The organism is Arthrobacter sp. 01L42 (assembly GCF_056400005.1).
In genome coordinates, this window is sequence record NZ_JBFTSL010000012.1 from 23,136 (window position 1) to 49,295 (window position 26,160).

The window sequence follows — 26,160 nt, forward strand, 5'->3', positions numbered from 1 at the left end:
TCTGTAATGAAGAGTGTTAGCAAGACCACCAAGATCGCTGTCGGCGCCGCCATTCTGGCAGTCGGAGGTTTCTCCGGCATCGGACTGGCCAATGCCGCTCAGATGTCCGGCACCGAGCAGGCTGAAGTGAGCCACGCTACGCCCGCCACGCCGGCTGTCCCGGCCACGCCTACGCTCCCGGCAAAGCCGGCCGTCCCCGCAGTTCCGGCCGCGCCGTCGACTGACGGCAAGGCCAAGGGCGACGCCGAAGCCGACGTGGACGGCACCGAGGGTGCCGTCGACGGCTCCGCCGACGCAAAGGACGGAGCCACCGTCAAGGGCGACGCCAGCGTCAAGGGTGCTGCCGGCGAGGCACGCGCCAACGCCAACATCCACGCCGCAGTTCCGGCGACCCCGGCGACACCGGCCGTCCCCGGTGCCAAGGGCGTTCCGGCAACCCCCGCTATACCGGCAACCCCGGCTGTTCCGGCCCAGCCGGCTGTTCCGGCCCAGCCGTCGGTCGAGCTGCCCCAGCACGACAAGTAAATTTCGGCTGTTTAGCCTGGACCCGGCACGGGTCTGAAAGCAAGGAGGGAGCCCTCACTTTGGAGGGCTCCGAGGTGCGGCCGCTAGACTTGCGGGGGCCGCACCCCAGCAGTAACGGAAGGACAGCCTCTTGGCACAGCAGCTAAGCGATGACGAATTGTCAGCCGCCTTAGCTGGTGACCCTTCAGGTTTCAGCGCGGTGTACACGGTTATTTCCCCGGCCGTGCTGGGCTACTTCCGGGCCCGGGGCGTGGACGACGCCGAGGCCCTGACCCAGGATGTGTTCGTAGACGTCCTGCCAAAGCTGGCCGGCGTCAGCGGCGGTCACGCAGGTCTGAGGACCTTCATTTTCTCCGTCGCCCACGCGCGGCTGGTCGACTACAGGAGGCGGGCAGAACGCACTCCGCATTTGGCCGAATACGATCCCCTGAACGACGCCCGGTACTCGGCATCCGCCGAGGACGAAGCGCTCGGATCCCTGGGCGGTATCTCGGACACCCTCGCGAGGCTCAATGAGGAGCAGCGCGAAGTTCTGGTCCTGCGGATCGTCGCGGACCTTTCCATCGAACAGGTGGCCGGCATCATGGACAAGACGCCGGGTGCCATCAAGCAGCTTCAGCGCCGCGGGCTCAGTGCCCTGCGCGAACTCGTAACCGAAAAGGACCACGCAGCATCATGACCGGCACCCGCGACCCCCAGCAGGATGGCAGCATCCAGGCGATGCTGGGCGATTCCGGCCTCGAATCCGCGGCCGAGCTTCGGAGCGCGCTGGAACAGCTCCGCGCCGTGGTCCCGGATGCCGCTCCCGCGCCCCGCGCCGACCTCGCGGCCCTGCTCGCGGCCGGAACAGCCGGAGCAACCGGTCTTGCCGCCGCCCCTGACACAGCCACGACGACGGCGCTGCCCACCGTCGTGTCCGCGAAGAATGATGCCGATGAATCGCTGCCGGTCGGGGTCACCAGCCTGGCCGAGCGCCGCGGCCGGAAGCGCCGGCTGGCAATCGTCGGTGGCGCCGTCGTGGGTGCCATGACCCTTGGTGCCGGCGCCGTGGCGGCATCCAGCGAGGACTTCCGGCACAGCGTCAGCCACACCGTCGGGGTCATCTTCCAGACTCCGGGCCACGGCGGCGCACCGGCCCCCGAGCATGTCCAGCCCTCGCCGTCCACCATCCCCGCCCTTCCCGCGCCTGTCGCCACGCCGGGTCACGGCGCGCCCGGCACGCCCGGTGCTGACCCGTCCGGAGCATCGACGCCCAGCAGCTCCAGCGCCCCGGGCGCCCCGGCGGCCGGACACGCGCCCCCCGCCACGCCGCCCGCCGTCGGCCGCGACGGCATCCTGCCGACCCCCGGGCAGCGGCCCGGAGCGCCGGGGCTGCCCGGATCACCCGACCTTCCGGGCGGCGGCGGAAACGCAGGCAAGGATCTGCCGCGCGTTCCGGGCCACATCACGCCAACCCTGCCGGGCGTCGTTCCGACCAAGGCGCCCGGCCAGCCATAAGCCGCCCTTAAAGCACTTTGTTAACCCGGTTGCGCTATCACTTAGGGCTGTTCTGAGCGCTCAGAACGACCCAAAGTGATAGCGCAACGGGTTGGTTGGCGGGTGGTTGGTTCGCGGCGGCTCGAGTTGGGCTGTTGCTGCTGTTTAGGCCAGGACCTGCCGCTTCGAAGAGATGACGCCGGTGTCGAACCCGGCCAGGTGCAGGCCGCCGTGGAACCGGGCATGCTCAATCTTCACGCAGCGGTCCATCACGACGTCGAGTCCGGCGGCCTCGGCCTCCTTGGCAACGTCCTCGTGCCAGGAGCCCAGTTGCAGCCAGAGGGTCTTGGCGCCGGCGGCAATGGCCTCGTCCAGGACGCCGGGCAAGTCGCCGTGCTTGCGGAAAACGTCCACAATGTCCGGGCTTTCCGGCAGGTCCGCGAGCGACGGATACGTCGGCTGACCCAGGATTTCCTTCACCACCGGGTTCACGAAATAGACCTTGTACCGGGTGGAGGACTGCAGATAGGTGGCCACGAAATAGCTCGCGCGCGAGGGCTTGTCCGATGCGCCCACAATCGCGATCGACTTCGCCTGCCGCAGCAGGTTCAGGCGCTCCGGCGCCGAGGGGCCGGTCCAGGTCCGTTCTTCAACACTCATCAGTTCGCTCCGATCGTGCAGGCTTCAGCCTCTGCGGATGCATCCGGGGCTGCTGCTTCCGAGGCGGCGTCCAGCGCCTGGTCCAGGTCCCAGAGGATGTCATCGATGTCCTCGAGGCCCACGGAGATGCGGACCAGGTCCTCGGGGACACCTGCCGACTCGAGCTGTTCGGGGCTCAGTTGCTGGTGGGTGGTGGACCCGGGGTGGATGACAAGGGTCCGGGAGTCGCCCACATTGGCCAGGTGTGAGGCCAGCTGCAGGGACTCGATGAACTTCTGCCCCGCGGCCCGCCCGCCCTTGACGCCGAAGGAGAACACCGAGCCCGGACCCAGCGGCAGGTACTTCTGCGCCCGCTCGAAGTGCGGGTGCGAGGGCAGGCCGGAGAAGTTCACGTAGGCCACGCGCTCGTCCGCTTCCAGCCATTCGGCCACGGCCTGGGCGTTCTTCAGGTGCTCGTCGAGGCGCTGGGGGAGCGTCTCCACGCCCTGCAGCAGCTGGAACGCCGACTGCGGGGACAGTGCGGGTCCGATGTCGCGCAGCTGTTCGCAGCGCAGCTTGGTGAGGAACCCGTACTCGCCGAAGTTCCCCCACCAGGAGACGTTGCCGTAGGAGGCCACGGGCTCGGTCATGGTCGGGAAGTTGCCGTTGCCCCAGTCGAAGCGGCCGCTTTCGACGATCACGCCGCCGAGGGTGGTGCCGTGGCCGCCGAGGAACTTGGTGGCGGAGTGGATCACGATGTCCGCCCCGTGCTCGATCGGCCGCACGAGGTAGGGCGTGCTCAAGGTGGCGTCGACGACGAGCGGGACGCCGGCGTCGTGCGCCACCTTCGCGAGGGCCGCAAGGTCCTGGACCTCCGAGGACGGGTTGGCCACCACCTCCACGAAGATCGCTTTGGTGTTCCCGCGCACCGCGGCGGCGTAGTCCGCCGGATCGGTGCCGGCGACGAATGTGGTGTCCACGCCGAAGCGGCGCAGCGTGACGTCCAGCTGGGTCACCGTGCCGCCGTAGAGCTGGGAGGCGGCCACGATGTGGTCTCCGGCCTGGGTCAGAGCGGCAAAGGTGATGAACTCCGCCGCCATCCCCGACGACGTCGCCACCGCGCCGATTCCGCCCTCCAGGGAGGCGATGCGCTCCTCGAACGCGGCCACGGTGGGGTTGCCGATCCGGGAATAGATGTTGCCGTATTTCTGAAGCGCGAAGAGGTTCGCGGCGTCCTGGGTGTCCTTGAACACGAAGGAGGTGGTCTGGTAGATCGGCACGGCGCGGGCGCCGTGCTCGGCGTCGGGGGTGCCGCCGGCGTGCAGCGCGCGGGTGCGGAATCCGAACTTGCGGTCAGCCATTACGCGTTCACCAGCTTGCTGGTAGTGCCGGCGTTTGCCGCCGGGGTCCGGGACAGGTCCAGTTCGGTGCCGTTCTTGCGGGCGAGGTCGGCCTCGAGTTCGCGGACGATCGGCAGGACGTCCTGGCCGAACGCGGCGACTTCCTCCTGGAAGTGCAGGTAGCCGGTCAGGAACAGGTTCACGCCGATCTTCTTGTACTCCACGATCCGCTCGGCGATCTGTTCCGGGGTGCCGATCAGCTGGGTCTTGAAGCCGTCGTTGTACTGGACCAGGTCCTCAAAGCTCGAGTCGGCCCACATGCCCTTGCCGTCCTTGGTGGCCGCCCCGGCTTCCTGGACGGCGGCGCGGAACCCCTCGACGGCGGGCTTGTGCGCCTTCTCGACGATCTCGCGGAGCGTGTCGCGGGCTTCCTTCTCGGAATCCCGGGCGATCACGAAGCCGTTGAGGCCAAACTTGGGAGAGGGGAGCGCACCTTCCGTGCCGCGACCGGCGGCACCTGACGCCGCCACGACGCCGGCGATGTTCTCCTTGAACCCGTCGAGGTCCTTGCCGTTGGAGAAGTACCAGTCAGCCACCCGGCCGGCGGTGGCCTGCGCGGCCGTGGAGTTGCCGCCGAAGAAGATCTCCGGGTGCGCCCGGCCCGGCACGTCCACGGGTGCCGGGTTCAGGGTGAAGTCGGTGATGTTGTAGTACTTGCCGGACTGGCTGTAGCCCTGCTCGGTCCAGAGCCCGCGGAGGACCTTGATGAATTCCTCGGTGCGGACGTAGCGCTCGTCGTGTTCGAGCCATTCGAGGCCGAAGTTGGTGAATTCGTCCTTGAGCCAGCCGGAGACGATGTTCACGGCGGCGCGGCCGTTGGAGATGTGGTCCGCGGTGATGATGTACTTCGCCAGCACCCCGGGGTGCCACATGCCCGGATGGACGGCGGAGATCACCTTGAGGCGCTCGGTGGCGGCCAGCAGCGCCAGGCTGAACGAGGTGGCCTCGTGCTGCTTGTCCGCACCGTAGGAGGCGGCGTACCGGGTCTGGGTCAGGGCGTATTCGAAGCCGGAGTTCTCCGCGATCCTGGCCAGCTTCTTGTTGTATTCGAAGTCCCAGCCGGTGCGCTGTTCGATGGTGGACACCACCAGGCCGCCGGAGACGTTGGGGACCCAGTAGGCGAACTTGAGCGGTTCGGAAAGACGGGCGACGTTGCTGATCTCAGTCATGGGTGTTCCTTTACTTCCGGGTGGGGCTTGCTGTTGCCAGGAATTCCGCGGCGCGGTCGCGCAGCACATCCTGGATGCCCGCGATGGATGGTTCGTTCTGCAGCGAGGTGGTGTCGCCGAGCGTTGTGCCTTCGAACAGCTGGGTCAGCAGCCGGCGCATGATCTTGCCGCTGCGGGTTTTCGGCACATCGGGAACGACGACGACGTCCCGCGGCTTGGCGATCGGCCCGATCTGCTTCGCGACGTGCGCCTTCAGCACACCCTGGATGTCGGGGGTGGCCGCCGAATCCTTCAGCACCACGAACGCGACGATCGCGTGGCCGGTCTTTGCGTCCGCGACCGGGCAGACGCCGGCCTCCACCACGTCCGGGTGGGTGACGAGCGCCGATTCGACCTCGATGGTGGAGAGCAGGTGTCCGGAGACGTTGAGGGTGTCATCCACCCGCCCGAGGATCCAGATGTCGCCGTCGTCGTCATACTTGGCGCCGTCACCGGCGAGGAACCAGCCCTGCTCGGCGTATTGGCGCCAGTACGAATCGAAGTAGCGGCGCGGGTTGCCCCAGACCGTCCGGGCGATCGCCGGGCCGGGGGAGTCCACCACGATGAAACCCTGGACGCCGGGCGGCACCGTGTTGCCGGCGTCGTCCACGATGCGCGTGCTGACGCCGGGCAGCGGGCGGGCCGCGCAGCCGGGCTTGAACGCGGCGTCCGTCGGTGCCGGGGAGAGGATGGTGGCGCCGGTTTCGGACTGCCACCACGTGTCCACCACGGGGGCGGTGCCGGCACCGATGTTGGTCCGGAACCAGCGCCAGGCCTCGGGGTTGATGGCCTCGCCTACCGTGCCGAGAAGACGGATAGAGGAGAGGTCGTACGTGTCCGGGACGCCGTCCGGGAACCAGCCCATGAGGGAGCGGACCAGGGTGGGCGCGGTGTAATACTGCGTGACCGCGTAGCGTTCGATGATCTCAAAGTGCCGGCCCGGGTGCGGGGTGTTGGGCGTGCCCTCGAAGATGACCTGCGTGGCGCCGTTGGAGAGCGGGCCGTAGAGCTCATAGGTGTGCGCGGTGACCCAGGCGAGGTCGGCCGTGCACCAGTGCACGTCCTCCTCCCGCAGCCCGGGGTCGGGGTTGCTGAACAGGTGCTCGAAGCTCCATGACGCCTGTGTGAGGTAGCCGCCGGAGGTGTGGACCAGGCCCTTGGGCTTGCCGGTGGTGCCGGAGGTGTACATGATGACCAGCGGCGTCTCGGCATCGAACGCCTCGGCTTCGTGAGTCTCGGAGGCGGTGCCGACGGCGTCGTGCCACCACACATCGCGGCCGGCGGTCATCGGAACGGTGTCCAGTTCGTCCGCGGGAGTGGTCCGGTTGACCACCAGGACGTGTTCGATGGCGTTGTCGCCGGAGACGGCGGCGTCCGCGTTGTCCTTGACCGGCACGGCGGTGCCGCGGCGGAACTGGCCGTCGGTGGTGACCAGGAGCTTGGCGCCGGTGTCCTCCACCCGGAACTTCAGGGCCTCGGCGGAGAATCCGCCGAAGACCAGGGAATGGATGGCACCGATCCGGGCCACCGCGAGGGTGATGATCACGGTTTCGGGGATGACGGGGAGGTAGATGACCACCCGGTCGCCCTTGGTGATACCGAGATCCAGGAGGGCATTGGCGGCTTTGGAGACCTCGCGCTGGAGTTCGGCGTAGGTGACGGCACGGCGGTCGCCGGGCTCGCCCTCAAAGTGCAGGGCCACCTTGTCTCCGCGCCCCGCCGCTACGTGGCGGTCGACGCAGTTGTAGGCGACATTGAGCCTGCCCCCTTCGAACCAGGTGATCTGAGGTCCGGTGCCGGCCTCGACGTCGGCCGGGATCCGGCGGTGCGCGGTGTGCCAGGGCTTGGTTTGCTCCGTCGCGCCGCCGGGCAGGTCCGCCCAGTCGAGGCGGAGAGCCTGGGTTTCCCAGAACGCAACCGTCTCTGCCTGGACAGTTCCCGCGGTCACGGCGCCGCCGTGCCGGGGAAGGTGGTTTCCGAAGGTGGTGCTGCGGTGACGCGCCGGCCCATCGGCGGGGACGCCGTGCACTGCGCCGTCCGTGGACTCGTTCAGGGACCACCCCGAAGAGCCGCGAGAGGAGCCGGGCGCGTCACGCAGCCCTGCTTCGTTCGCCGTCGCGTCCGAAGTGGTTTGTGGGAATGCCTCGGACGCAGTCCGGGCAAAGGTGGGCAGGGCGGAAGAATTCTCAGGGGTCATTGCTGCACTCCATCGGTCCTGGCAGTAGCACCCTTGGTTGCTCCGGCTCCCTCGAATTTCACCGAAGGAGGGCGGAGCGGTTGCGTGGGAATGGTCGTCTCACGTCACCGGGGGGTTGCTGCGGCGTCATCGATCCAGGTCTCTCGGCCGCTCGGGATGGTCACTACCTACTAGAACTTCAGATGCACGATTCCGCAAAATCGGCGTCCGGGAGCGCCGTAATATTCGTTCACCCGGCGTGGGTCCTGCCCAAATCATTCATTTATTCGACAATTGCCCGGAAAGGTCGCAGGAGTAAGGTTGATGCATGGCCCATGTTAACGATCCGGCAGTCATTGACCGCCTCATGCGAACCAAAGGCACGTGGGCGGTGGTCGGCCTCACCACCAACGAATGGCGCTCGGCGTATGAGGTCTCCCTCTATGTCCGGGACCGGATGGGCATGACCATCATTCCGGTCAACCTTCCGGGCGACGATGTCCACGGCGAGAAGGGGTACCGTTCCCTGTCTGACATCCCGGCGGAGAAGCACCCGATCGACGTCGTGGACTGCTTCGTCAACTCCCACAGGGTGGGCGCAGTCATAGACGAGGCCATCGCAGTAGGCGCCAAGGCCGTCTGGCTGCAGCTGGGCGTCTTCGACGACGCCGCGACGGACCGGGCCAAGGCCGCCGGGCTGGACGTCGTCGTGAACGCGTGCCCCGCCCGCGAAGGCTGGCGCGTGGGCATCTAACGGCCCGGGAATGACGATCAACAGATCGGGAAGAGTCGGTTACAAAATGTGACCGGCTTTTTCTGTATCCGGCCTCCTGCCGTGTGAGATGGACTCGTAACCATCCCGAGCGGCTGAGAGATCTGGCTCCGTGACGCCGCAGCAACCCCCTCCTTTGAGGACGGTGCTACCGCCAGGACCGATGGAGAACCACTGTGTTCTGAGGCTCCCCGGCTTCGCTCAGCGCTGCCCGGAAGCCAGGACCCAGGGCTTTCCTCGGGCGAGCCCGGAGGAAATCATGAACACGCAGACAGCGGCAGCGCCGCGGCCCCGAGCAGGTGGGGGCCTGTGATCGAGATCCAGAACGTCAGCACGTCATTCGCTTCGGCCGCGGGACCTTTCACGGCCGTCGATGACGTCAGCATGCACATCAGGCGGGGCACCATCCAGGGCATCATCGGGTTCTCCGGCGCCGGCAAATCCACGCTGCTGCGCAACATCAACCTCCTCGAGCGCCCGACGTCGGGCCGCGTCCTGGTGGACGGCGTGGACCTGGTGACCCTGTCCGACGCCGAGCTCCGGACCAAGCGGCATGACATCGGCATGATTTTCCAGCACTTCAATCTCCTCAACAACCTCACAGCCCAGGAAAATGTGGAGCTGTCCCTGAAGTTCGCCGGCGTCGGGAAGGCGGAACGCCGGCGGCGGGCCGCCGAAACCCTGGAAATCGTGGACCTCGCCGACAAAGCGGGAACGTATCCGGCCAAACTCTCCGGGGGCCAGAAACAGCGGGTGGCGATCGCCCGCGCCCTTGCCACCGGGCCCAAAGTGCTGCTCTGCGACGAGCCGACGTCGGCCGTGGATCCCCGGACGACGTCATCGGTCCTGCAATACCTGGCCGACGTCAACGCCGAATTCGGCATCACAATCGTGGTGGTCACCCACGAGATGAATGTCATCAAGGCCATCGCGGACAACGTCGCGGTCATGGAAGAAGGCCGGGTGGTGGAGCAGCTCGACCTCGCCGAACTCCAGCGCCCCGGCTTCCACCCGGCGACGTCGATCGGCCGCTACCTGGTCTCCGATGAGATCCAGCTGGACCGCTCCGGGAGGGGCACCCACACCACAGCCGCGTCGGAGGGCCTGATCAATGCTTGACCGCATCCTGGAAGTCCTGCCCGAAATCGGCGTCGCCATGGGACAGACCCTCACCATGCTGCTGGTGGCCATCCCGCTGGCAGTGCTGCTCGGGACACCGCTGGGTGTCCTGCTCTACACCATCGGTCCCAACGGGCTCAAGCACAGGCCAAAGCTGCACCGGGTCCTGGACGGGCTGGTCAACCTGCTCCGCTCGTTCCCGTTCCTGATCCTGCTGATCGCGATCATTCCCGTGACCAGGTTCATTGTCGGCACGACCATCGGCACGGCCGCCGTCATTGTCCCGCTGACCCTCAACGCCATTCCGTATTTCGCCCGCTTCGTGGAACAGAACCTGAGCCAACTCGGCGGCGGAGTGGTCGAAGCGGCACGGTCCATGGGCGCCAGCAGGTCCCAGATCGTCCGGGACGTCCTGATTGTGGAGGCGAAGCCCGGACTCGTCAGCTCCATCACCATCATGACCGTCAGCTTCATCTCGTACTCGGCGATGGCCGGACTGGTGGGCGGCGGCGGAATCGGCGACTTCGCCATCCGGTACGGCTATTACCGCTACGAAACGCCGCTCATGATCACCGCCATTGTCCTGATGATCCTGCTGGTCACCATCGTTCAGCTGGGCGGATCCTATGTTGCCCGGCGCCTGGACAAGCGCCTCTGAGCGCCGGCAGCACCCTCGTCCCACCTCCCACAGCGGAAAGCATCCCATGACTTCAACACCCAGTATCCGTTTCGACGGACCCCGTCCGCGCCTGCTGATCAGCGCCTTCGTGATGAACACGTCCAGCCACATCATGGGCGGCCAGTGGCGGCGCCCGGAAGCCCAGCAGCACCGGTTCAACGAACTCCAGCTCTGGATCGACCTGGCCCGCCAGCTCGAAGACGCCAAGTTTGACGCGATCTTCTTCGCCGACGTCGTCGGTCTCTACGGCGACTACGACGGCGGGTGGGCATCTCTGCTGAAAAAGGGCCTGCAGGTGCCGTCCAACGACCCCCTCATTCTGCTGTCCGCGCTCGCCACGGGAACGCGGGAGATCGGGCTGGCCGCGACGTCGTCGGTGATTCAAAGCCATCCGTTCCAGTTCGCCCGGCAGATGTCCACGCTGGACCACATCAGCGGCGGCCGCGTGGCCTGGAACATCGTCACCAGCGTGCTGGAAAACGCGCACCGGAACTTCAACGCCACCGAGCTGACCAAGCATGACGAACGCTACGACTGGGCGGACGAATACGTCGAGGCCGCCTACAAATTGTGGGAAGGGTCCTGGGAAGACGACGCGCTGCTCCGGGACAAGGCGACCGGGGTCCACGCGGACCCGGAGAAGGTCAGCAAGATCTACCACCGCGGGCCCCGGTACTCGATCGACGGACCCCACCTCGCGGCCCCTTCACCGCAACGCACCCCGGTGCTTTTCCAGGCCGGGAGCTCCGGCCGCGGCCAGCAGTTCTGCGCCGCCAACGCCGAGGCCACCTTCACCCTCGCGCCGAGCACCGAGGTGGCCGCGAAGTACACCGCGGCCGTCCGGGAACAGGCCGTTGCCGCCGGCCGCCATCCGGATGACGTGAAGTTCCTCCAGGGCATGCACTTCGTGGTGGGCGGCACCGAAGCCGAGGCGCACCGCAAGGCCGACGAGCTCGAGGACAGCCTGGACATTGAGGCCCTGCTGGCCCACGTGGGCGGCGGGTTCGGCGTCGACCTCGGCGGCCTGCCGCTGGACACCCCGCTCGGGGACCTTGAAACGGAAGGCAGCCAGGGACATCTCACGGCTATCCGCGCCTCCGTCCGCGGCGGCAACCCCACCCTCCGCGACATTGCGCTCTACCGCAGCCGGGCCAACCGGGTGGTGGGAACGCCGGACCAGATTGCCGACCGTCTCGAGCAGTGGCAGGACGCCGGAATCGACGGCATCAACATCATCAACCAGACCATCCCCGGCTCCTACACCGACTTCATCGACGGTGTGCTGCCGGAACTGCGCAGCCGCGGCCTCGCCCAGACCGGCTACGCGCCGGGAACCCTGCGCGAGAAGCTCTTCGGCGCCGGGCCGCGGCTCAACGGACGCCACCCCGCGGCGGCCTTCCGGGGAGCCTTCACCGAATTCTCCGCGGCGGCCGAAAACCAGCCCGCCAGCGTTACCGCCCAGTCATAGCCCAGCGCGAACCACCACAAAGGACCAAGACCATGCAGCGTAGAAATTTCCTCAAATATGCCCTCGCCGGTGCCGGTGCTGTCTCCGCCGCGGCACTGACCGGCTGCGGCCTCACCAACCCCGGCGGCGCCGGCGCCAGCGGCGGCAAGACGATCAAGATTATCGTCACCGAGTCCGCCCCGTACCAGGAACCGACCAAGCTGGCCCAGAAGTTGCTCGCGGCCCAGGGCTGGACCCTGGAGCCCACGTACGTCACGGACATCATCCAGCCCAACCTGGCCGTGGCCAACGGCGAATTCGACGCCAACTTCTTCCAGCACAACGCCTACCTGAAGCAGTTCAACCAGGACAAGGGCCTGGAGAACGTGGGACTGTTCTACGTCTACAGCGCCCCGGGCGGCATCTGGTCTGACAAGTACAAGTCCCTGAACGAGCTCCCGGACGGCGCCAAGATCGGCATTCCCGTGGACCCGGCGAACAACGGCCGTGCCCTGTTCATGCTGCGCGACGCCGGCCTGCTGGAGCTGTCTGACGCCACCGTGATCCACACCTCGCAAAAGAACATCGCGGCCAACCCGAAGAAGCTGCAGTTCGTGGAAGTGGACCAGCAGTCCCTCGCCAAGACCCTTCCTGATGTCGACGCCGGCTTCCTGGTCGCCCGGATGGCCGCGGATGCCGGGCACAGCAAGGACGACGCGCTGGCCTTCGAAACGGATGCGGACCAGGTCCCGTTCCGGATCGTGGTTGCCGGGCGGAAGGATTTTGCCGGGTCGGAGAAGGCCGCGGCCCTCAAGGCCGCCTTCCAGTCACCGGAGGTCAAGGCCTGGTTTGCCAGCTACCAGAAGGGCATCCTGCCCACCCCCTGGGACCAGGATCCCGCCGCCGACGCCGCCAAGCTCTAGCCCGGCCACCAGCAACCAAGGGAACGCATGTCCTACGCACCAGAGACCACAGCCCCCGCAGCACCATCAGCACCATCAGCGCCGTCGGCCGAAGCCGCCTACGAGAGGCTGGCGCAGCGTTTCCGGCCCGTGTTTGCCCGGATCGCGGAGGGCGCGCTGGCCCGCGAGCAGGACAGGGTCCTGCCCTTCGAACAGGTCCGCTGGCTGAACGAGGAAGGCTTCGGCCGGCTGCGGGTGCCCACGGAACACGGGGGCGACGGCATCGGCTTTGAGCCCTTCTTCCGGCTGCTCATCGAACTCGCCGAGGCGGATTCCTCCGTGGCCCACCTCTACCGCTCGCACTTCGCGTTCGTGGAAACCGTCGGCCTGGAATCCGCGGACTTCCGGAACCGCTGGTACCCGAAAGTGGTGGCCGGCGAGATCTTTGGAAACGCCGCCACGGAGAAATCCGGCAATGTCCTCGGCACCACCGGAACCAAGCTGACGCGCCACGGCGGGGACTGGCTCTTGAACGGCAGGAAGTACTACACCACCGGCACCATCTTCGCCGAGTGGATTGCCGTCATGGCCAGCACCGAGGGCGTGGAGGGCCGCCAGTACGCCGTGGTCAGCACCACCCAGCCCGGAGTGGAAATCCTCGACGACTGGGACGGGTTCGGCCAGCAGCTGACCGGCACCGGCACCACGATTTTCCGTGACGCCGTGGTGCCGGACACCAACATCATCCGGCGCTCGGAATCCACCACACACGAGCCGGCCTTCTTCCAGCTGGTCCTGCTCGCCGTCCTGGCGGGCATCGGCCGGGCGGCGCTGGCCGACGCGAGGGCGCTGGTCCGCGACCGCAAGCGCACCTTCAACACCGGCTCCGGCGAACTGTTCCGCCACGACCCGCTGATCCTGCAGCTCATCGGCCAGCTCTCGGCCAAGGTCTTCGCGGCGGAATCCGTGGTGCTGGCCGCCGCCCGGGAGCTCGACGCCGGCGCGGACCAGAACCTGGATCTCACCCCGGAACAACGCTACGTCCGCGGCGAGATCGCGGTGGAAAAGGCGCAGCTTCTGGTGCCCGAACTCGTCCAGTTCGCGGCCCAGCAGCTCTTCGACGTCACCGGGGCGTCCGCCACGTCGAAGTCGAAATCGCTGGACCGGCACTGGCGCAACGCCAGGACCGTTTCCACCCACAACCCCGCCGTGTTCAAGGCCCGCACCGTGGGCGACTACGAAGTCAACGGCACCACCCCGGAAGGGCTGCACAGCATCGGCGACGCCCGCACCGCCGCGCAGGCAGGGTGAGGCAGGCCGCAGCCGGATAGCCCGCGCAGCCGGGCAGGCCGCAGCCGGATAGGCTCGTGCCATGGACGTTGCCACCCTCCGCGAGATCTGCCTGAGCTTCCCCGGTGCGTTTGAGGACTTTCCTTTCGGCCCGGAGACATCGGTTTTCAAGGTGCGGGCGGGGATCGCCGGCGGCACGAGGCAGGACGCCAAGATGTTCGCGGCGTCGGCCATGGACCCGGCAGACTGGTCCGTGAGCCTCAAATGCGAGCCGGCCCTGGCCGAACAACTGCGGGCCATCCACCCGGAAATCACCGGCGCCTGGCATATGAACAAGACGCACTGGAACGGGGTCCGGCTGGATGGATCGTTACCGGACGGCATGATCCGGGACATGGTGGAGGATTCCTATGACCTGGTGGTCGCCTCGTTCAGCCGGAAGCAGCGGGAACAGCTGGGCTGGGCGGGACTGGCCAGGGGCGAGGACACATGAGCGGTGATCCCGGTGCCGGCGCGCGGGACGGGCTGAACTATCCGGGCATTGGCTCCACTGAGCACGGCCAGGCTCCGGCGGGCTTTCCCCGCCTGGTGTCCCGGGCGTACCTCGGCGACGGCCCGGCACTGTACCGGAGGGTGGCGCAGGGGATTCTGACCTGGCAGCTGCAGAGACGCTCCGGGCTGCGCGTCCGCACCGACTCCGACGCCGTCGTGCCCGGCGCGCGCGTGGTGAGCGGATTCGGCGTCGGACCCTTCCGGATCAACGCGCCCTGCGAGGTGGTGTGGGTGCGCCGGCCGGTGCCCGGCGACGGGCCGCAACGAGCCGGGTTCGGGTACGGCACACTGCCCGGTCATCCCGTGCGGGGCGAGGAGGCCTTCGAAGTGGAGGTCGACGCCGCCGGCCGGGTGTTCCTGAAAATCACGGCCTTCAGCCGGCCGTCCAACTGGTTCTACGCGGCCGGCCGCGCCCTCACGGGACGGGCACAAAGGCATGTCACTTCCCGCTACATTGGGAGTGCACACGAACTGGCCGCAGGTGAAAGCTGATCAGGAGCAGATGGATGCTGGAACAGAAAACCCTTGACGAATTGTGGAACTTCGACGACCCCGCCGGGTCCGAAGCCCGGTTCCGGGCGGCGGCCGCCGATGAACGCTACGACGCCGACGAACGCGCCGAACTCACCACGCAGCTGGGCCGGGCCATCGGGCTGCAGGGCCGCTACGAGGAAGCCGACGCCCTGCTGGATGCGGTCGATGCCGACGAGCCGACCGTCGCGGTGCGGGTGCTGCTCGAACGCGGCCGGGTGCTCAATTCCAGCGGCCACCCCGAGATGGCCGTGCCGCTGTTTGAACAGGCGGCCGAACTGGCTGACTACCTGGTCGAGGAATTCCTGGCCGTGGACGCGCTGCACATGCTCGCCATTGCCGACTCCGCCCACGCCGAGACCTGGACCCGGAGCGCCTTGGAGTACGCGTCCACGGTTCACGATGAGCGGACCAAGCGGTGGGTGGTTTCGCTGCACAACAACCTCGGCTGGACGCTGCATGACGCCGGCCGGTGCACCGAGGCCATGGTGGAGTTCCAGCTCGCCGAACAGTGGGCCGACCGGATCGGCACCCCGCGGCAGCAGGAACTGGCCCGCGAGGCCATCAAGGCCTGTTGACCCGCCAACTGGCCATGTGACCCGGCATCGTCATGCTGGAAGAATGGAACCTCCGGAAAACCAATGAAAGGCTTTAGCCCATGATCTTCATCGTCGTCAAATTCAAGGTCAAGCCGGACTGGTCGGAGCGCTGGCTGGGACTCGTGAACGATTTCACCCAGGCCACCCGCCAGGAGCCCGGCAACCTGTGGTTCGACTGGTCCCGCAGTGTGGAGGACCCCAATGAATTCGTCCTGGTTGAGGCCTTCAAGGATGACGCCGCCGGGGCCCACGTGAACAGCGCCCACTTCAAGCAGGCTATGGCGGACATGCCTCAGGCGCTGGCCGAGACGCCCCGGATCATCAGCCGGCAGCTCGACGGCGACGGCTGGGACCGGATGGGCGAGCTCACCATCTAACCGGCATCGATTGCAGTGGGCCCACGCCGGCAGGGTTCCCTGGCCGGGCTTGCGAGGCTAGGGGGCAGCTGGGGAGCAATGGATACGCTTATGGCATGTGGATCGGCTGGATTGAATTCGACATCCTTCTGGGCGACGTTCACAGCCTGAAGGAGAAACGTTCCATGGTGCGGCCGCTGCTTGCGGAGCTGAAGCGCCGCTTTGATGTCTCCGTGGCCGAGGTCGGGGACCACGAACAGTACCGGCGCACGCAGTTGGGCGCCGGCCTGGTGGCAGCAGACCGGGCACACGTCGTGGAGGTGCTGACCGCCGTCGAACGCTTCGTGGCGGCCCGGCCCGAACTCGAACTCCTCAGCGCACGGCAACGGGAGCTCCGCAGCGACGATTAAACAACGCGGGGTCACTTAGCGCCCATCCCGAGGGGATTTATGGGCGGTAAGTGACCCCGCGTTGCTTTGAGCGGTGGGGCTTAGCCGAAGTACTTCGGCAGGGTCGCCTCGTGGGCTTCGCGGAGCGCGTCGAGGCTCATGGTCTCGACACCGTTGATCTCCAGCGTGCCGCCCTCGGCGTCCACCACACCGATCCGGACGTGCGCGAAGCCGCGGGCGGTGCACATGTCCGTGAAGCGGATTTCCTCCGAGCGGGGCACAGCGACGACGGCGCGGCCCTGGGTTTCGGAGAACAGCGCCGTGAACAGGTCCACGCCGTCGCGGTCCAGGACGTCCTGCAGGGCGATCCGGGCGCCCACGCCGTAACGCAGGGACGACTCCACGAGGGCCGCGGCGAGGCCGCCTTCGGAGAGGTCGTGGGCGGAATCCACCATGCCGTCGCGGGAGGCGTTGATCAGGATCTGGCCCAGTTCGCGCTCGGCGTCGAGGTCAACCTTCGGCGGCAGGCCGCCCAGGTGTCCGCGCATGTTCGACCATTCCGAACCGTCCAGCTCTGCCGCCGTCGTGCCCAGCAGGTAGATGGCCTGGCCGTCTTCCTTCCAGCCCGACGGCGTGCGGCGGGCGACGTCGTCGAACTTGCCCAGCACTGCCACCACGGGGGAGGGGTGGATGGGGGTGGTCCCGGTCTGGTTGTACAGCGAGACGTTGCCGCCGGTGACCGGGATGCCGAGGACCATGCAGGCGTCGGACAGGCCGCGGATGGCTTCGGCGAGCTGCCACATGACGTCGGGGTCCTCGGGGGAGCCGAAGTTCAGGCAGTCGCTGACGGCCATCGGCACGGCACCGGAGGTGGCGACGTTGCGGTAGGCCTCGGCCAGGGCCAGCTGAGCGCCGTGGTACGGGTCCAGGTAGGTGTAGCGGCCGTTGGCGTCGGTGGCCAGGGCCACGCCGAGGCCGGTTTCCTCGTCCACCCGGACCACACCGGCGTCGTCCGGGAACGCCATGGCGGTGTTGCCGCCGACATAGCGGTCGTACTGCTTGGTGATCCAGGACTTGTCGCACGTGTTCGGGGAGGCGACGAGCTCGGTGATGGCGGCGGCCAGGTCCGCCGGGGCGGAGGGACGGCCGGCGTCCTGCACGGACCCGGTGAAGGAGTCGGCCTGGACGGCGTCCTGCCATTCGGGGCGGGCATACGGTCGGTCGTAGACCGGGCCGTCGTGGGCCACGGTGCGCGGGTCGACGTCGACAATGACCTCGCCTTCCCACGTGATGATGAGGCGGCCGGTGTCGGTCACCTCGCCCAGCCAGGAGTACTCCACCGCCCACTTGTCCATGACCGCTTCAAACGCGGCGATGTTTTCCGGGGTGACCACGGCCATCATGCGTTCCTGCGACTCGGACATCAGTATTTCGCCCGGGGTCAGGGTGGGGTCGCGGAGCAGCACGGAGGTCAGCTCGACTTCCATGCCGCCGTCGCCGTTGGAGGCAAGCTCGGAGGTGGCGCAGGAAATGCCGGCGGCGCCGAGGTCCTGGATGCCCTCCACCAGGGATCCCTTGAACAGCTCGAGGCAGCACTCGATCAGGACCTTCTCGGCGAACGGGTCGCCCACCTGGACCGCGGGGCGCTTGGACGGCTTGGTGTCATCGAAGGACTCCGAGGCCAGCACGGAGGCGCCGCCGATGCCGTCGCCGCCGGTGCGGGCACCGAACAGCACCACCTTGTTGCCCTTGCCGGAGGCGTTCGCGAGGCGGATGTCCTCGTGGCGCATCACGCCGACGGCCAGCGCGTTCACCAGCGGGTTGCCCTGGTACACGGAGTCGAAGACCATTTCGCCGCCGATGTTGGGCAGGCCCAGCGAGTTGCCGTAGCCGCCGATCCCTGCCACGGCGCCGTGCATGACGCGGGCGGTGTCCGGGTGGTCAATGGCGCCGAAGCGCAGCGGATCCATCACCGCTACCGGGCGGGCGCCCATGGAGATGATGTCGCGGACAATGCCGCCGATGCCGGTTGCGGCGCCCTGGTAGGGCTCCACGAAGGACGGCGAGTTGTGGGACTCGATCTTGAACGTCACGGCCCAGCCGTCGCCCAGGTTGGTGACACCGGCGTTTTCGCCGATACCCACGAGCATGTCCTTCTTCATTTCCTCGGTCACCTTGTCGCCGAACTGGCGCAGGTGGTTCTTCGAGGACTTGTAGGAGCAGTGTTCGCTCCACATCACCGAGTACATGGCCAGTTCCGCGCCGGTGGGGCGGCGGCCCAGGACCTTGACGACCTCGTCGAACTCGTTCTGCTTCAGGCCCAGTTCGGCCCAGGGGAGTTCGGTGTCCGGGGTCTTGGCCGCGTTCTCGACGGTGTCGATGTTGAACTTCCGGGCGGTCTCCGCGGGTGCCGCCACTGCGGGTGTCTCCGTCATTTGTTGTCTCCCACGATCTTGTTCAGGACAGAGGTGAAGAACCCGAGGCCCTCGGTGCCGGAGCCGAGCTCGGGACCGAAGCCGGCCTCCACGGCGTGCTCGGGGTGCGGCATGAGGCCCACCACGTTGCCCGCGGCGTTGGAAATGCCGGCGATGTCGCGGCGGGAGCCGTTCGGGTTGAAGCCGACGTAGCGGAACACAACGCGGTCTTCGGCCTCGAGCGCGTCCAGGGTCTTCTCGTCGGCGATGTACTGGCCGTCCTGGTTCTTCAGGGGCACGGTGATTTCCTGGCCGGCGGCGTAGTCCCCGGTCCAGGCGGTGGTGTTGTTCTCCACGCGCAGGACCTGGTCGCGGCACATGAACTTCAGGTGGTCGTTCTTGATCATGGAACCGGGCAGCAGGTGCGACTCGGTCAGGATCTGGAAGCCGTTGCAGATGCCCAGCACGGGCAGCTTGGCCTCGGAATTGGCGGCGTCGATGATTCTGGACATCAGCGGCGCGAAGCGGGCGATCGCGCCGGCGCGGAGGTAATCGCCGTACGAGAACCCGCCGGGAATCACGACGGCGTCAACGTCACCCAGGGTGGTGCCGGCGTGCCAGAGCTCCACCGGGGTGGCGCCGGCCAGACGGACCGCACGGGCGGCGTCGCGGTCGTCCAGGGTGCCGGGGAAGGTGACGACGCCGATCTTCGCACCCGCGAGCCTGCGAGCACCAGGAGCGTTGGCGGCGACGGCGACGGCCTCGCCGATCAGGGGGAGTTCAGTCATTTCAGGCCTCAACGACCTCGACGTTGACGACGTCCTCGATGACCGGGTTGGACAGCAGGGTCTCCGCGGCGTCGCGGGCCTGGGCCAGGATCTCCTCGGTCACCTCGCCGTCGACCGTGAGTTCAAAGCGCTTGCCCTGGCGGACAGAGCTGAAAGCGGTGAAGCCCAGCCGGGGCAGAGCACCGACGATGGCCTTCCCCTGCGGGTCCAGAATCTCGGGCTTGGGCATGACGTCGACAACGATCCGGGGCATCCGGCAACTCCTGTGCGTGAGCGTTGGGTAAGGGCGCAGCGGAGTGGTGCCGTCTCACGCCGATCCGCTGTGTGTTGGACTGGTGAATACAGCGTGAAAGGGCGCTCCGCGAGCTTGCATGCCCATTCTACCGGCCACCGTGCGTCCGGCCGTATTCGGGCGGGGAGTGTGAACGCGGCCTCCTCGGCAGGTCCTTGAGCTGGGGAGATGGCGTCGCGGGGGCGGCTGCGCCCTATGGTCGGGGCTGCCGCGGGTCAGTAGGATGTGCGCATGGCTGAGAAACCGAAATCCGTGGTGTTGTCTGTTGTGGCCGTCGCAGTGTTCGCCGGGCTGGGCCGGATGGTTCTGCAGAAGATCAAGGCTGACCGTGCGGCGAAGGCGACCAAGGTGGCCGGCCCCCTGGATGAGAAGACCCGCGCATGGATCAGCGACGTGGTCCGGACTCCCCGAAAATAGGCCGGCGGAACACGAGCGGGCCGGCGGCGGGCCCGAAGATCGTAAGTCGTCGCGGCCTCCGGCGCTGAGCCGGCGCATGCTGGCGTAGGCACTGTGCCCGCCGGAGTCCAATTGACGCAGTTCAGCATCCTCGCCATCGCATCGTGTCGTATTGCGTGACAAATTTTAAATACCTCCTTGTGGTCTATGTCATATCTCGCTCTCGGTCTGTACTGTATGAATCGGCTGGTATCCGTGGGGGCGGGCCGGGCGACCGCCCGGTGAGTTCCCGCCAGTCCGTTGGGCCCGGCGTTGGAGTCGGGCCGTTCCTTTACGAAAGGTTCAAACACTCGTGACATCACCAGGAAAGAGCTTCCTTCGAAGCGGGGGACTCCGGAGGGCCGCGGCACTGACCCTGGGCTTGCCGGTTCTTCTGTCCAGCATCGCGATCGCCCCCGCCAATGCGGCCCCGGCGCAAGGCCCGGGCGTAGCCGGCGTCGCACAGAAGAATATTGATCCGAACAACTACAAGGACGGCCGCTACATAGTGGTCATGGCGGAGAAGCCTTCCGCGACTTACGACGGCGGGACGGCCGGCCTGCCGGCCACCAAGCCTGCCTCCGGCAAGAAACTGGATGCCACCAAGGCCGAAGTCAAGCAGTACAAGGCCCACCTGGAACAGAAGCAGGCCCAGGTGGCCGGCCAGCAGGGCGTCAAGATGCAGCGCCAGTTCACCGCAGCCCTCAACGGCTTCAGCGCCAAGCTGACCGCGGACCAGGCCGTGAAACTGGCCCGGGACCCGTCGGTCCTCGTCGTCGCGCCGGACACGGAGAACGCACCCGATTACTCCACCGCCGACTTCCTGAAGCTCAGCGGGCCCAACGGCACGTGGAACACCAAGTTCGGCGGCCAGGACGCGGCCGGCAAGGGCGTCGTGGTCGGCGTCATTGACACCGGCTACACCCCCTCCAGCGCCTACTTTGCCGGCCAGGAGGTCAAGCCCCTCACCGGAAATCCCGTCGTCGGCGTGCCGTACCGCACCCCGGACGGCAAGATCGCGATGCTCAAAGCCGACGGCGAAACCTTCAAGGGCGAATGCCAGGTCGGCACCGACTTCGACGGCACCGCCTGCAACTCCAAGGTCCTGAGCGCCCGCTACTTTGGCGAAGACTTCGCGGCCACTGTCCCGCCGGAAGACTGGGCTCCGGGCGAACGGCTGTCCCCGGTCGACGCCGCCAGCCACGGAACCCACACCGCCAGCACGGCTGCCGGCAACGCCAATGTCGAGGCCATGGTTGACGGCAGGAGCTTCGGCCAGACCAGCGGCATCGCGCCGGCCGCCAAGCTCTCCGTTTACAAGGTCTGCTGGGAAGACAACGATCCCAACTCCGGTGGGTGCTACTCGTCCGCGTCTGTCGAGGCCATCAACAAAGCCATCGAGGACGGCGTGGACGTCCTGAACTACTCCATCTCCGGCGCCACGGATACCACCACCGATCCGGTCTCCCTGGCGTTCATGTCCGCCGCCTCGGCCGGGATCTTCGTCGCCGTCTCCGCCGGCAACTCCGGCCCGACTGCCAGCACTGTCAACCATGGCGCGCCCTGGCTGACCACTGTCGCGGCCACCAGCTTCTCGCAGGAACTGCAGGGCACGGTCGAGTTCTCCGACGGCAGTAAATACCGCGGCGCCAGCATCATGAACGGCCAGGTTTCCAATGCCGGCGTCGTGCTGGCAGCCAACTCAGGAGCCGCTGGGAAGGCCAGCCCGAATCTGTGCGGCCCCGATTCGCTGGACCCGGCCAAAATCGCCGGCAAGGTTGTGGTCTGTGACCGCGGCGTCGTGGACCGCGTCGCAAAGAGCGCCGAAGTCAAGCGCGGAGGCGGCGTCGGCATGATCCTCGTGAACCTGTCCGTCTCCTCACTGGACACGGACAAGCACTCGGTCCCCACCGTCCACGTGAACCCGCCCGCCACCGAGGCCATCAAGGCCAAGGTCACGGCCAATCCGGCCATCACGGTTTCCCTGGTCAACAAGGACACCACCGGACTGCCCCTCGAGGCGCAGCCGCAGATCGCCGGGTTCTCCTCCCGCGGCCCGCTGCTCGCTGAAGGCTCCGACCTCCTCAAGCCCGACGTCGCGGCGCCCGGCGTGGCCGTGCTGGCCGGCGTTTCGCCGATCGGCACCGGCGGCGACAACTTCGGTTTCCTTTCCGGCACCTCAATGGCCTCCCCGCACGTAGCCGGCTTCGGCGCGCTGATCCTGGCCATGAAGCCCACGTGGTCCCCGGCGGCGGTCAAATCCGCGATGATGACCACCACTAGCGACGTCAAGAACGCCGACGGATCCAAGAACACCGATGTCTTTGCCACCGGCGCAGGCCAGGTGGACCCGGCCCGCGTGCTGGATCCGGGCCTCGTCTACGACGCCAGCGAGGCCGACTACCTGGAGTTCATCCACGGAACCACCAAGGCGCGGGACATGAACCTGCCCTCCTTCGCCCTGGGCAACCTGGCCGGGAAGATCGAGGTCACCCGCACGCTGACCGCCCTGACCCCGGGGGTCTACAAGGCCCAGTTCAACGTTCCCGGCATCAAGGTCAGCGTGACCCCGGCTGTTCTGAACTTCCGCGCCGCCGGCGAGAAGCGCACGTTCAAGGTCTCCTTTGAGAACCAGGGCGCGCCCCTGGGCAAGTTCGCGACCGGTTCGCTGAGCTGGCAGGGCGCCAACAAGAATGTGGCGTCGCCGATCGCGGTCCGTCCGCAGTCGGTCGTGGCCTTGTCCGACGTCGCCTTCACCTCCGAGGGTGGCAGCGGTTCCGGTGCCATCAAGGTGGTCTCGGGCACGAACGCGCCGACCAACATGACCCTCGACGGTCTTTCGAAGGCCGACTCCACGGCCGCCGAGCTCGTCCCGGGTCCGTTCACCGGCGGCCCGGATGCCTCCAACGTAGTCAAGGACGTCACAGTCGTGGCCGGCTCCCCGCTGGCCAAGTTCTCGGTCATTTCCGCGGATCCGAAGGCTGACTTCGACATGTACGTCATGACCCCGAACGGTCCGCTGACGGTCGCGACGTCGTCGGCCAGCGAATCGGTGTCCATCCCCAACCCGACCCCGGGTAAGTACACGATCTACGCCAACCTGTACGCCAGCCCGAACAACCAGGCCACCAAGGCCTCGGTCGACGCCGCCGTGCTCGGCAAGGTCGAGGGCAAGGCCTCGCTGAGCCCGAACCCGCTCCGGCTCGCCAACGGCAAGGCCGGCAAGGTCACGCTGAGCTGGGATGGGCTTCAGGTCGGTTCGTACATCGGCCGGGTCACCTTCGCCGGTGCCAGCGATCCCACGTTCGTCTCAGTCCTGGTGACCCCGGCCGGGACCGTCGTGGTCCCGCCGACCTCCGAGGACCAGGATTCCAATGACGGTCCGGGTGACGACGCCGATGGCGACAACTCCCACAAGGACAAGAAGGACAAGGGCAAGAAGGTGAAGGAGGAGCAGGGCAAGATGCAGAACAGCGATCAGTCCTTCGCCCCGAACTACGCCATCTAGGCAGAAGCAGCACCAAAATACGGCATCGGCCGGCGGCTCACACCGCCGGCCGTTGCCGTTTAATCCGCCGGGGGCGGAGCCGGGAGAGCCGAGCGCGCGGGAAAGGTCGGGGCGGACCCGGTCCCGGGCCGGCCGGCGGAGCCGGGAGAGCCCAGGGGCCGCGGGCGTCCGTGCCGTGAAGGCTCAGATTGCCCCGGTGGATCCCGCAACCCCGCCCAGCAGCGGCGCCATCGCCCGCCAGCGGGCGATCTCGCAGCCATCGGTGCGGCTGAACGTGCTGTGGACTTCCCGGCCCAGGAACCAGCCGGTCACCACGGCGACCTGCGGACCCCCGTACTGCTGCGTGCACATCTTCGGCGGCCCCGGCTTGGGAAAGAAGATCGCCTCGCCGTGGCGCCGGACGGCCGCGAGGGCGGCGGCGGGATCCGGCAGGGTGGATGCGGCGGAGGCGGCGCCGTCGCCGGCTTCCAGCCTGAAGGTGTATTCGGGCGCGCCGGGAGCCTCGGTGAGGCGAATGGTCAGCTCGACGTCGTTGGGCCCGTGCCGGTCGTCGCGGGGGCTGGCTGTGTCTGTCATGACGGTCCCTTCAAGCTGTTGTCCGGTTCCGTGTGCCGGTCTGCGGTGGTGGGGGCGGACTCGGCCGCGGCGTTGAGCTGCGGCGTTAGCTCCTGCAGCAGCCGCCCCCGCAGCTGCTGCGATTCGGCCGCGAACGCCCGCTGATAGTCAACGTACTCGGCTTTACCTTCCGGTGTCTCGATCCGGATCGCCGGATACCCCCAGTCGGCGAGGTCGTACGGCGACGCCCGCATGTCCATGGCCCGGATCCGCCACGAGAGTTCGAAACAGTCCATGACGAGCTCGCTGGGCAGCAACGGGGACAGCTTGTAGGCCCACTTGTATAGGTCCATGTTGGCGTGCAGGCAGCCCGGCTGCTCCATGGTGCGCTGGTTCTCCCGGCTGGGAACCATGCTGTTCAGCGGAACGGCGTCCGGGGTGTAGAAGCGGAAGGCGTCGAAGTGCGAGCACCGGATCCGGTTCTCCTCCACCACCTCGTCGGTGCGCCCGGACCCCAGCCGCAGCTGCAGGTACTCGTGCCGGAGATCGAACTTGTCCTGCCGGTAGACCATGGCCCACTCGTGCAGCCCGAAGCAGCCGAACTGGGCCGGCCGCGCGGCAGTCCCGGCCAGGATGATCCCTGCGAACTGCAGTGCCTCCCGGCGCTCCCTCAGGAAGGCGTCGACGTCGACCGTCACCGCCGGCGACTCGGCCGGCAGCCCGGCGGCCGCGAGTTCTGCGGCGTCGGCCGCGCGGTAATACTTCCACCCGGTCCGCGCCTCAGCCTCGGGGCCGGAGAGCACGACGCCGGCGCCCGGGTGCCAGCGCAGTAGCTGACCGGGCTTCTGGGTGTAGTAGGTGAACAGGAAGTCCTCCACCGGGTGCTTCCGGCCGGCGGAGCGCCGCTCGAGGTAGGGGTCCGCGTAGCGGCGGACATGTTGGACGTGGGCGGTCTGGCGCGGCAGCCATTCTTCCTGCTGGAGGTGCAAGGGCTTAGCTCGCCCCGCCGGATGAGCCCAGAACATCTTTGGCGGCGTTCCAGGCGGCGATTTCACAGCCGTTTGTCAGGCTGAAGCTCGCCTGAACCGCCCTGCCATCCACGACGCCGGTGACTGTGGCCACCTGCGGGCCGCCGTACTGCTGGGTGCAGGTCTGGTTCTTGGCGGGCGGGGCGGGGCTGAGGATGGCCGGGTTGTTCTTGATGGCGATGCACGCGGCGGCGGCGTTGGGGTGCTGGCTTTCGGCCGCCGGAACCCCGTTTTGGCACACCAGCGTGAAGTTGGCCGCGGTGCCGGCTTCGTTCGGCTTGACCATGATGGCGAGTTCGGCGTTGCCCTTGCCCGGTCCGGACGGCAGCGGGACGGCGGAGGGGGACGGTGCCGGCGAGGTCGTCTCCGTCTCCGGTGACGGCGAGCCCGACGGCGCTGTGGGTGACGGGCTGGAGGGGGTGCCCGACGTCGTGCTGGGGGAGGGAGAAGGTGTGGGCCCGCCGTTCGGCGTGCAGGCGGCCAGTCCGGCCACGGCCATCAGGACGGCCGCCAGGACAAGTGCCGGGCGGCCCGATTGCGTGCGCATCAGCAGTCCTCCTCTGTTTTGCCCAGTCTACCGCCGGGGCGCGTCCTCCGGGCCGGGCCGTGTGGCGGCGATCAGGTCCATCATGGTGGCGTGCAGCTGGCCGACCTGTTCACGGGTCAGGCCCAGCCGGGCCATCATGATGCCCGGGACTTCGGTGGCCTGCTCCCGAAGGGCGGCGCCGCGCGGCGTCAGCCGGACATCCAGGGTGCGCTCGTTGCCTTCCATCCGCTGGCGGGTGATGAAGCCGGCCGTCTCGAGCCGGCGCAGCAGCGGCGAGATGGTTGCCGGCTCCTGGGCCAGGGCGTCGCTGATGTCGCGGACCGACCGCGGGCTCGCTTCCCACAGGCACAACATCACGAGGTACTGCGGGTGGGTCAGGCCGAGCCTGTCCAGGACGGGCTTGTAAGCGCCCACGACGCTGCGGGAGGCCACCGTCAGGGCGAAGCAGAGCTGCTGTTCCAGCAGGAGGTCGTCCTGCGCTGCCTGGGCGTCCGGCAGGCCGTTCGTGGCGTGGCCGCCCTGAATTGCTGGGG

General features: G+C 67.6%; 27 protein-coding genes and 1 riboswitch. Of the genes, 16 read left to right on the top strand and 11 right to left on the bottom strand.

Going from position 1 to position 26,160, the window contains the following annotated elements:
* Positions 1–6 precede the first annotated feature (6 nt).
* The 3 genes from AC1DN2_RS12050 (at position 7) to AC1DN2_RS12060 (ending at position 2,022) form a co-directional block, all read left to right on the top strand.
* Positions 7–525, top strand: coding sequence for a hypothetical protein (locus tag AC1DN2_RS12050; RefSeq protein WP_476850494.1), 519 nt, complete (start codon positions 7–9; stop codon positions 523–525).
* Positions 526–655: 130 nt separating this feature from the next.
* Entirely contained in the window at positions 656–1,204 is a 549-nt protein-coding gene (locus tag AC1DN2_RS12055; protein WP_476850495.1) for an RNA polymerase sigma factor, read from the top strand.
* Complete coding sequence (locus tag AC1DN2_RS12060; protein ID WP_476850496.1) at positions 1,201–2,022, top strand: hypothetical protein; 822 nt, start codon at positions 1,201–1,203, stop codon at positions 2,020–2,022. The genes AC1DN2_RS12055 and AC1DN2_RS12060 overlap by 4 nt, the downstream gene beginning before the upstream one ends.
* Before the next feature lie 144 nt (positions 2,023–2,166).
* Here AC1DN2_RS12060 and AC1DN2_RS12065 read toward each other — a convergent pair whose 3' ends face one another.
* Genes AC1DN2_RS12065 through acs form a run of 4 tightly spaced genes read right to left on the bottom strand, consistent with a single transcriptional unit; the run spans position 2,167 to position 7,445 of the window.
* Positions 2,167–2,661: a CoA-binding protein gene (locus tag AC1DN2_RS12065; RefSeq protein ID WP_230011882.1), complete on the bottom strand. Its 495-nt coding sequence runs from the start codon at positions 2,659–2,661 to the stop codon at positions 2,167–2,169.
* Entirely contained in the window at positions 2,661–4,001 is a 1,341-nt protein-coding gene (locus AC1DN2_RS12070; RefSeq protein ID WP_476850497.1) for an O-acetylhomoserine aminocarboxypropyltransferase/cysteine synthase family protein, read from the bottom strand. Before AC1DN2_RS12070 ends, AC1DN2_RS12065 begins: the two co-directional genes overlap by 1 nt.
* Positions 4,001–5,209: a dimethylsulfone monooxygenase SfnG gene (sfnG, locus tag AC1DN2_RS12075; protein WP_476850498.1), complete on the bottom strand. Its 1,209-nt coding sequence runs from the start codon at positions 5,207–5,209 to the stop codon at positions 4,001–4,003. The genes AC1DN2_RS12070 and sfnG overlap by 1 nt, the downstream gene beginning before the upstream one ends.
* Positions 5,210–5,219: 10 nt before the next feature.
* A complete protein-coding gene (gene acs, locus AC1DN2_RS12080) occupies positions 5,220–7,445 on the bottom strand; it encodes an acetate--CoA ligase (RefSeq protein ID WP_476850499.1) in 2,226 nt (741 codons plus the stop codon).
* Between the two features lie 307 nt (positions 7,446–7,752).
* Between acs and AC1DN2_RS12085 the strand changes: the two genes are divergently transcribed.
* The 11 genes from AC1DN2_RS12085 (at position 7,753) to AC1DN2_RS12135 (ending at position 16,081) form a co-directional block, all read left to right on the top strand.
* Complete coding sequence (locus AC1DN2_RS12085) at positions 7,753–8,178, top strand: CoA-binding protein (protein ID WP_230008123.1); 426 nt, start codon at positions 7,753–7,755, stop codon at positions 8,176–8,178.
* Between the two features lie 97 nt (positions 8,179–8,275).
* Positions 8,276–8,366, top strand: a riboswitch (SAM riboswitch).
* Between the two features lie 139 nt (positions 8,367–8,505).
* Entirely contained in the window at positions 8,506–9,315 is an 810-nt protein-coding gene (locus tag AC1DN2_RS12090) for a methionine ABC transporter ATP-binding protein (protein WP_476850500.1), read from the top strand.
* Entirely contained in the window at positions 9,308–9,973 is a 666-nt protein-coding gene (locus tag AC1DN2_RS12095) for a methionine ABC transporter permease (RefSeq protein ID WP_476850501.1), read from the top strand. The genes AC1DN2_RS12090 and AC1DN2_RS12095 overlap by 8 nt, the downstream gene beginning before the upstream one ends.
* Before the next feature lie 46 nt (positions 9,974–10,019).
* Positions 10,020–11,462, top strand: a complete 1,443-nt coding sequence (locus tag AC1DN2_RS12100; RefSeq protein ID WP_476850502.1) for an LLM class flavin-dependent oxidoreductase — start codon at positions 10,020–10,022, stop codon at positions 11,460–11,462.
* A gap of 32 nt (positions 11,463–11,494) precedes the next feature.
* Positions 11,495–12,364, top strand: a complete 870-nt coding sequence (locus tag AC1DN2_RS12105) for a MetQ/NlpA family ABC transporter substrate-binding protein (RefSeq protein ID WP_476850503.1) — start codon at positions 11,495–11,497, stop codon at positions 12,362–12,364.
* 27 nt (positions 12,365–12,391) lie between these two features.
* Positions 12,392–13,654 (top strand): acyl-CoA dehydrogenase family protein, encoded by a 1,263-nt coding sequence (locus tag AC1DN2_RS12110; RefSeq protein ID WP_476850504.1) that lies wholly within the window; start codon positions 12,392–12,394, stop codon positions 13,652–13,654.
* A 61-nt stretch (positions 13,655–13,715) separates the two neighbouring features.
* On the top strand, positions 13,716–14,126 hold the full coding sequence (locus AC1DN2_RS12115) for an MmcQ/YjbR family DNA-binding protein (protein WP_476850505.1): 411 nt from the start codon (positions 13,716–13,718) through the stop codon (positions 14,124–14,126).
* A complete protein-coding gene (locus AC1DN2_RS12120; RefSeq protein ID WP_476850506.1) occupies positions 14,123–14,677 on the top strand; it encodes a DUF1990 family protein in 555 nt (184 codons plus the stop codon). The genes AC1DN2_RS12115 and AC1DN2_RS12120 overlap by 4 nt, the downstream gene beginning before the upstream one ends.
* Before the next feature lie 14 nt (positions 14,678–14,691).
* A complete protein-coding gene (locus AC1DN2_RS12125) occupies positions 14,692–15,294 on the top strand; it encodes a hypothetical protein (protein ID WP_476850507.1) in 603 nt (200 codons plus the stop codon).
* A gap of 80 nt (positions 15,295–15,374) precedes the next feature.
* Positions 15,375–15,692 carry a putative quinol monooxygenase gene (locus tag AC1DN2_RS12130; RefSeq protein WP_079555298.1) on the top strand — a complete coding sequence of 106 codons (318 nt, stop codon included), beginning with the start codon at positions 15,375–15,377 and terminating at the stop codon, positions 15,690–15,692.
* A 95-nt stretch (positions 15,693–15,787) separates the two neighbouring features.
* The gene (locus AC1DN2_RS12135) at positions 15,788–16,081 is read left to right on the top strand and encodes a DUF503 domain-containing protein (RefSeq protein WP_223914525.1); all 294 of its coding nucleotides are present in this window, start codon (positions 15,788–15,790) and stop codon (positions 16,079–16,081) included.
* 80 nt (positions 16,082–16,161) lie between these two features.
* Here AC1DN2_RS12135 and purL read toward each other — a convergent pair whose 3' ends face one another.
* The 3 genes from purL to purS are packed head-to-tail and all read right to left on the bottom strand — an operon-like array spanning position 16,162 to position 19,515.
* The gene (gene purL / locus AC1DN2_RS12140) at positions 16,162–18,495 is read right to left on the bottom strand and encodes a phosphoribosylformylglycinamidine synthase subunit PurL (protein WP_476850508.1); all 2,334 of its coding nucleotides are present in this window, start codon (positions 18,493–18,495) and stop codon (positions 16,162–16,164) included.
* Entirely contained in the window at positions 18,492–19,262 is a 771-nt protein-coding gene (purQ, locus tag AC1DN2_RS12145; RefSeq protein ID WP_476850509.1) for a phosphoribosylformylglycinamidine synthase subunit PurQ, read from the bottom strand. The genes purL and purQ overlap by 4 nt, the downstream gene beginning before the upstream one ends.
* A 1-nt stretch (position 19,263) precedes the next feature.
* Complete coding sequence (purS, locus tag AC1DN2_RS12150; RefSeq protein ID WP_018776110.1) at positions 19,264–19,515, bottom strand: phosphoribosylformylglycinamidine synthase subunit PurS; 252 nt, start codon at positions 19,513–19,515, stop codon at positions 19,264–19,266.
* Between the two features lie 270 nt (positions 19,516–19,785).
* Here purS and AC1DN2_RS12155 point away from each other — a divergent pair, with 270 nt between their 5' ends.
* A complete protein-coding gene (locus AC1DN2_RS12155) occupies positions 19,786–19,971 on the top strand; it encodes a hypothetical protein (RefSeq protein WP_028278002.1) in 186 nt (61 codons plus the stop codon).
* Positions 19,972–20,302: 331 nt separating this feature from the next.
* Positions 20,303–23,497 carry a S8 family serine peptidase gene (locus tag AC1DN2_RS12160; protein WP_476850510.1) on the top strand — a complete coding sequence of 1,065 codons (3,195 nt, stop codon included), beginning with the start codon at positions 20,303–20,305 and terminating at the stop codon, positions 23,495–23,497.
* A gap of 183 nt (positions 23,498–23,680) precedes the next feature.
* On the opposite strand, the gene AC1DN2_RS12165 is transcribed toward AC1DN2_RS12160, so the two are convergent.
* From AC1DN2_RS12165 to AC1DN2_RS12180, 4 genes are read right to left on the bottom strand one after another with little or no spacing between them, the layout of a single operon-like run.
* Complete coding sequence (locus AC1DN2_RS12165; protein WP_476850511.1) at positions 23,681–24,073, bottom strand: serine protease inhibitor; 393 nt, start codon at positions 24,071–24,073, stop codon at positions 23,681–23,683.
* Positions 24,070–25,077 (bottom strand): 3-methyladenine DNA glycosylase, encoded by a 1,008-nt coding sequence (locus AC1DN2_RS12170; protein ID WP_476850512.1) that lies wholly within the window; start codon positions 25,075–25,077, stop codon positions 24,070–24,072. Before AC1DN2_RS12170 ends, AC1DN2_RS12165 begins: the two co-directional genes overlap by 4 nt.
* Positions 25,046–25,627: an SSI family serine proteinase inhibitor gene (locus AC1DN2_RS12175; protein ID WP_476850513.1), complete on the bottom strand. Its 582-nt coding sequence runs from the start codon at positions 25,625–25,627 to the stop codon at positions 25,046–25,048. Before AC1DN2_RS12175 ends, AC1DN2_RS12170 begins: the two co-directional genes overlap by 32 nt.
* Positions 25,628–25,654: 27 nt before the next feature.
* Positions 25,655–26,125, bottom strand: a complete 471-nt coding sequence (locus AC1DN2_RS12180; RefSeq protein ID WP_476850579.1) for a MarR family winged helix-turn-helix transcriptional regulator — start codon at positions 26,123–26,125, stop codon at positions 25,655–25,657.
* Between the last annotated feature and the right edge of the window lie 35 nt (positions 26,126–26,160).

Coding starts and splice junctions, on each gene's coding strand:
- AC1DN2_RS12130 (WP_079555298.1), top strand. CDS start 15,375: ATGATCTTCATCGTCGTCAAATTCAAGGTCAAGCCGGACTGGTCGGAG.
- purS (WP_018776110.1), bottom strand. CDS start 19,515: ATGCCCCGGATCGTTGTCGACGTCATGCCCAAGCCCGAGATTCTGGAC.
- AC1DN2_RS12135 (WP_223914525.1), top strand. CDS start 15,788: ATGTGGATCGGCTGGATTGAATTCGACATCCTTCTGGGCGACGTTCAC.
- AC1DN2_RS12170 (WP_476850512.1), bottom strand. CDS start 25,077: ATGTTCTGGGCTCATCCGGCGGGGCGAGCTAAGCCCTTGCACCTCCAG.
- AC1DN2_RS12100 (WP_476850502.1), top strand. CDS start 10,020: ATGACTTCAACACCCAGTATCCGTTTCGACGGACCCCGTCCGCGCCTG.
- AC1DN2_RS12070 (WP_476850497.1), bottom strand. CDS start 4,001: ATGGCTGACCGCAAGTTCGGATTCCGCACCCGCGCGCTGCACGCCGGC.
- AC1DN2_RS12115 (WP_476850505.1), top strand. CDS start 13,716: ATGGACGTTGCCACCCTCCGCGAGATCTGCCTGAGCTTCCCCGGTGCG.
- AC1DN2_RS12060 (WP_476850496.1), top strand. CDS start 1,201: ATGACCGGCACCCGCGACCCCCAGCAGGATGGCAGCATCCAGGCGATG.
- AC1DN2_RS12065 (WP_230011882.1), bottom strand. CDS start 2,661: ATGAGTGTTGAAGAACGGACCTGGACCGGCCCCTCGGCGCCGGAGCGC.
- AC1DN2_RS12125 (WP_476850507.1), top strand. CDS start 14,692: ATGCTGGAACAGAAAACCCTTGACGAATTGTGGAACTTCGACGACCCC.
- acs (WP_476850499.1), bottom strand. CDS start 7,445: ATGACCCCTGAGAATTCTTCCGCCCTGCCCACCTTTGCCCGGACTGCG.
- purL (WP_476850508.1), bottom strand. CDS start 18,495: ATGACGGAGACACCCGCAGTGGCGGCACCCGCGGAGACCGCCCGGAAG.
- AC1DN2_RS12155 (WP_028278002.1), top strand. CDS start 19,786: ATGGCTGAGAAACCGAAATCCGTGGTGTTGTCTGTTGTGGCCGTCGCA.
- AC1DN2_RS12085 (WP_230008123.1), top strand. CDS start 7,753: ATGGCCCATGTTAACGATCCGGCAGTCATTGACCGCCTCATGCGAACC.
- sfnG (WP_476850498.1), bottom strand. CDS start 5,209: ATGACTGAGATCAGCAACGTCGCCCGTCTTTCCGAACCGCTCAAGTTC.
- AC1DN2_RS12050 (WP_476850494.1), top strand. CDS start 7: ATGAAGAGTGTTAGCAAGACCACCAAGATCGCTGTCGGCGCCGCCATT.
- AC1DN2_RS12095 (WP_476850501.1), top strand. CDS start 9,308: ATGCTTGACCGCATCCTGGAAGTCCTGCCCGAAATCGGCGTCGCCATG.
- purQ (WP_476850509.1), bottom strand. CDS start 19,262: ATGACTGAACTCCCCCTGATCGGCGAGGCCGTCGCCGTCGCCGCCAAC.
- AC1DN2_RS12175 (WP_476850513.1), bottom strand. CDS start 25,627: ATGCGCACGCAATCGGGCCGCCCGGCACTTGTCCTGGCGGCCGTCCTG.
- AC1DN2_RS12110 (WP_476850504.1), top strand. CDS start 12,392: ATGTCCTACGCACCAGAGACCACAGCCCCCGCAGCACCATCAGCACCA.
- AC1DN2_RS12165 (WP_476850511.1), bottom strand. CDS start 24,073: ATGACAGACACAGCCAGCCCCCGCGACGACCGGCACGGGCCCAACGAC.
- AC1DN2_RS12120 (WP_476850506.1), top strand. CDS start 14,123: ATGAGCGGTGATCCCGGTGCCGGCGCGCGGGACGGGCTGAACTATCCG.
- AC1DN2_RS12105 (WP_476850503.1), top strand. CDS start 11,495: ATGCAGCGTAGAAATTTCCTCAAATATGCCCTCGCCGGTGCCGGTGCT.